Source organism: Roseomonas sp. TAS13, assembly GCF_001950415.1.
Lineage (GTDB): Bacteria > Pseudomonadota > Alphaproteobacteria > Acetobacterales > Acetobacteraceae > Roseomonas > Roseomonas mucosa.
In genome coordinates, this window is sequence record NZ_BDLP01000484.1 from 1 (window position 1) to 2743 (window position 2743).

Genomic DNA, 2743 nt, shown 5'->3' on the forward strand with positions numbered 1-2743 from the left:
CGGCTACAGCGGCGACTGGAACGCGCCTGCCTCCGTGCTGGCGGGCGGCGCGGCCTGGTACAGCGTCCTGGGCGGGCTGCTGCCGGTGCAGGCCCTGGCCCTGATGCGGGCGGCGCAGGCGGGCGATGTGGCGGAGGTGGCGCGGCTGGAGGCGAAGCTGGCGCCGCTCTGGGCCCTGTTCCGCCAGTTCGGCAGCCTGCGCGTGGTCTATGCCGCCGCGGGGCTCCTCGGCCTTTGCCGGGCCGAGCCGCCGCGCCCGATCCTGCCGCTGGCGGAAGCGGAGCATGGCCGGCTCCGGGCGGCGCTGGATCAGGCGGGCGGCGCACCGGGCTGAGAGCCCGCCGCCGATGGTGCCGGAGGACATCCCGATGCGCTGCCCGCCCGCTTTCGGGGCGGACGCCCGGGGGATGGTGCCATCCTGCACAAGACGGCGCCAACCGGAGCCGCCACCGGCCTCGATGATGCCGGGGCACAGCCCTATTCCGCTGGCTTCCAGCGCCTTCGCACCGCCAAGCTCGGCCCGTGGCGATCCGGAGGGAGCGAGCGATGCGGCGCAGGCAGTTGCTGGCGGGCGGCGTGGCCCTGGCGGCGGGCTCCGGCCTGACCCGTCCTTCCCTGGCGGCGTCGCCGGCCAGCACGCTCCGCTTCGTGCCGCAGGCCGACCTGTCGAGCCTCGATCCGGTCTGGACCACCGCGACCGTCGCCTTCAACCACGGGATGATGGTGTACGACACGCTGTACGGCATCGATGCATCCCTGACGCCGCGGCCGCAGATGGTGGCGGGCCACGAGGTTTCGGATGACGGGCTGAGCTGGACCTTCACCTTGCGGGATGGGCTGGTCTTCCACGACGACGAGCCGGTCCGCGCCATCGACTGCGTCGCCTCCATCAACCGCTGGGGCAGGCGCAAGGGCTTCGGGCAGCAGCTCCTCGCGCTGACCCAGGAGATCGCCGCACTGGACGACCGGCGCTTCCGCATCCGGCTGAAATCGCCCTTCCCGCTGATGACCTTCGCCCTGGGCGGGCCGGATATCTGCATGATCATGCCGGAGCGCCAGGCGAAGGTGGACGCCTTCGCCCAGGTCACCGACGCCATTGGCAGCGGCCCCTTCCGCTACCTGCCGGGAGAGCGCGTTTCCGGCTCCTTTTCCGCCTGGGAGCGCTTCGCGAAGTACCAGCCGCGGCAGGAGCCGCCCTCCTTCTGGGCCGGCGGCAAGGTGGCGAATGTCGCGCGGGTCGAATGGCGCGTCATCCCCGACCCGGCCACCGCCGCCAACGCGCTGCAACAGGGCGAGGTGGACTGGCTGGAAAGTCCGCTTTTCGACCTGCTCCCCACGCTGCGCCGGCAGCCGGGGGTGAAGCTGGTCTCCACCTCCTCCCTGCCCACGCCGGGCGTGATCGCGCTGAACCACACCCAGCCGCCCTTCGACAACCCGAAGCTGCTGCGCGCGATCCTGCCGGCCATCGACCAGGCGGAGTTCATGAGCGCCGTGGTCGGCGACCAGACCGACCTGATGACCGTGCCGACGGGCGTCTTCACCCCGGGCACGCCCATGGCCGGCGATGCGGGGATGGAGGTGCTGACGGGAAAGCGCGACCTCGCCCTGGCGCGGAAGCTGGTGGCCGAGAGCGGCTACAAGGGCGAGCCGGTGGTCTTCATGTCCGCCTCGGACCAGGCGGCGCTGGTGCCGATCGCCCAGGTGGGGCAGAGCCTGTTCCGGCAGATCGGGATCAACGTCGATTTCCAGAGCATGGACTGGGGCACGCTGGTCGGGCGGCGGGCCAGCGACAAGCCGGCCGCCGAAGGGGGCTGGAACGTCTTCTGCACCTCCTGGGCCGGGCTCAGCCTGAGCAATCCCGGCAGCCACTTCCCGCTGCGCGGCAACGGCAAGGGCGGCTGGTTCGGCTGGCCGACCAGCCCGCGGCTGGAATCCCTGCGCGATGCCTGGTTCGCGGCGCCCGACCTCGCGGAGCAGAAGCGTATCTGCGCCGGGATGCAGCGCATCGCGCTGGAGGAGGTGCCCTTCGTCCCGGTCGGCTCCTACAACCTGCCCGCCGCGATGCGCGGCAGCCTTGACGGGGTGGTCCAGGCCAGCGGCACCATGTTCTGGGGCGTGCGGAAGGGCTGAGGCGCCACGCGGGACGCCCCGGCCCTACCCCGCCGTGTCGAGCGGGAAGCCCCTGTCGATCGCCGCCGTGACGTCGATCCGCTGCTTCAGCACGCCGTACTCCACCGCCCGGTCGGCCGCCTGCTGCAGTTCCGCCAGCAGCGCCCCGTCGAGCGGCACGGCGCGGGTCCGCTGCTTCTCGAAGGCCAGTTGCACGGGCTTCTCCGGCAGGCGGGTCAGCTTCGCGTTGTAGGCGGCGTAGTCCGGCAGGTGCGCCGCGGCCCAGTCCCAGCCCCGGCGCTGCCGCCGCATCAGGTCGGCCAGCGCGTCGCGCCGGTCGCGCAGCGCGTTGCGGTGCGCGGCCAGGAAGCTGACGGTGGGGGTGAGGCCCGTGCCGTCCTCCAGCACCCGGGCGCCGAACTGCGCCACCTCGATGGAGACATAGGGCTCCCAGATCGCCCAGGCATCCACGGAGCCCGAGCGGAAGGCCAGCGCCGCCTCGGCGGGGCCGAGAAAGACATGCTCCACCGCATCCGGGGGCAGGCCGGCCCGTTGCAGCGCGGCCCGCACCAGGAACTGGCCCCAGCCGCCGCGATTGCCCGCCACCCGCTTGCCGCGCAGGTCGGCCAGGCCG

3 protein-coding genes are annotated in these 2743 nt (G+C 72.8%); 2 read left to right on the plus strand and 1 reads right to left on the minus strand.

The window, feature by feature from the left end:
* Both ROTAS13_RS22470 and ROTAS13_RS22475 read left to right on the plus strand, forming a co-directional pair.
* Positions 1-334 (plus strand): dihydrodipicolinate synthase family protein (locus ROTAS13_RS22470; RefSeq protein WP_171979208.1); only part of this gene is annotated, 334 nt, incomplete at its 5' end.
* 212 nt (positions 335-546) lie between these two features.
* Positions 547-2130 (plus strand): ABC transporter substrate-binding protein, encoded by a 1584-nt coding sequence (locus ROTAS13_RS22475; RefSeq protein WP_075823497.1) that lies wholly within the window; start codon positions 547-549, stop codon positions 2128-2130.
* Positions 2131-2154: 24 nt separating this feature from the next.
* On the opposite strand, the gene ROTAS13_RS22480 is transcribed toward ROTAS13_RS22475, so the two are convergent.
* On the minus strand, positions 2155-2743 hold a 589-nt coding region (locus tag ROTAS13_RS22480), incomplete at its 5' end, for an ABC transporter substrate-binding protein (protein ID WP_171979209.1).

What these genes read in the sequence shown, in the direction of transcription:
- ROTAS13_RS22475 (WP_075823497.1), top strand. Translation starts at nt 547, where the DNA reads ATGCGGCGCAGGCAGTTGCTGGCGGGCGGCGTGGCCCTGGCGGCGGGC.